The sequence below is a fragment of the Burkholderia sp. E168m23 genome (assembly GCF_016586125.1).
Classification (GTDB): Bacteria; Pseudomonadota; Gammaproteobacteria; order Burkholderiales; family Burkholderiaceae; genus Burkholderia; species Burkholderia orbicola.
This window is the reverse complement of record NZ_BCPP01001425.1, coordinates 1-1,196: the sequence shown is the minus strand read 5'-3', so window position 1 is coordinate 1,196 and position 1,196 is coordinate 1. Positions and strand designations below refer to the sequence as shown.

The 1,196-nt window shown below is 69.5% G+C and carries 2 protein-coding genes; both read right to left on the bottom strand.

The window, feature by feature from the left end; all coding sequences use genetic code 11:
- Nucleotides 1-82: 82 nt before the first annotated feature.
- A complete protein-coding gene (locus tag JMF90_RS37865; RefSeq protein WP_054928616.1) occupies nucleotides 83-934 on the bottom strand; it encodes a pirin family protein in 852 nt (283 codons plus the stop codon).
- A gap of 34 nt (nucleotides 935-968) precedes the next feature.
- A partial coding sequence (locus JMF90_RS37860) for an NAD(P)H-dependent oxidoreductase (protein ID WP_201326422.1) occupies nucleotides 969-1,196 on the bottom strand: 228 nt, incomplete at its 5' end.

The window sequence follows — 1,196 nt, the reverse complement described above, 5'->3', positions numbered from 1 at the left end:
TAAGCGCGAGACCCCGCGGGCGCGGCGTCACGGCGCGCCGGCCGCCTTGAACGGAGGCCGGATATCGACGGAGACGAAAGCATCAGCGCATCACGCCCTTGGCGCGCAGTTCACGGCCGACACGTACGATTTCGCGCTCGCCTTCCGCCAGCGCGGCGGCGCTCGTATGCACCGAGTAGGCGCCCAGATGAAGATCGTGCGGATGCGGAATCGCGGTACCGACCACGAAGCGCGCGTCGGTCACGGCCTCGAATTCGATCGGCGCATCGGACGCGTCGAACACGACCAGCTCGCCCCGTCCGACCGGGTCCGGCGTGCGCAGGCGGCCGTCCATCACGGCGGTCCAGCCGACCCGGTAGCCCTGCGGCGGCCGGCAGGTCCAGCGCTCGCCCGCCGCCAACTGCACGACGACGTAGTTGATGCCCGGCGGCGCATCGACCGGGCTGACCGCGTCGCCGTGGCGGCCGAGCAGCACGCGGGCCGGCCCGTCCGTCGGGATGTCGTCGATCGACAGGTGCTGACTGAACGCCGGCGCCAGCTCGCGCCCCGGCGGCAACGCCACCCACAGCTGGAACGCCTTGACCGGCGGCACCACGGAACCCGTATGCCAGACGCCGCGCCCCGCGCTCATCCATTCGATGTCGCCGGCCCCCATCGGGCCTTCGTGGCCCGTCGATTCCACGTAGGTGCCGTGCCCGTCGATCATGAGCGTCAGCGTGGCGATGCCCGAATGCGGATGCCAGCCGAAGGCCGGCTTGCCGAGCGGCGCCCGCGTATCGATCAGGTCGAGGAACACGAACGGCTTGATCATCTCGCCGACGTCGGACGGGCTGACCATGCGGACGACCGGCCCGTGCGCGTGGCCGCGCGTGCGGAACACGACATGACGGCCGGCGACGGTGGTCGAGGTAACGGAATCGAGGGTATTCAACATGGGTTCTCCGGTGGCCGGTAGCCGGCGTATTGCGTCAGGCGGCGAGGGCCGCCGCGGCTTCCTTCGCCGATGCAATCGCGTCCGTGCGCTTGTCCGGCCCCATCGCGACGCCTTCGGCACGAATGAACGTGATGTCGGTGATGCCGATGAACGCGAACGCATCTTTCAGATAGGTTTCCTGATGATCGAGCGACGCCACCGGCGACCCTGCGCTGTACACGCCGCCGCGCGACGATGCGATGACCAGTTTCTTGCCGCCGCA

What these genes read in the sequence shown, in the direction of transcription:
- JMF90_RS37865 (WP_054928616.1), bottom strand. Translation starts at nt 934, where the DNA reads ATGTTGAATACCCTCGATTCCGTTACCTCGACCACCGTCGCCGGCCGT.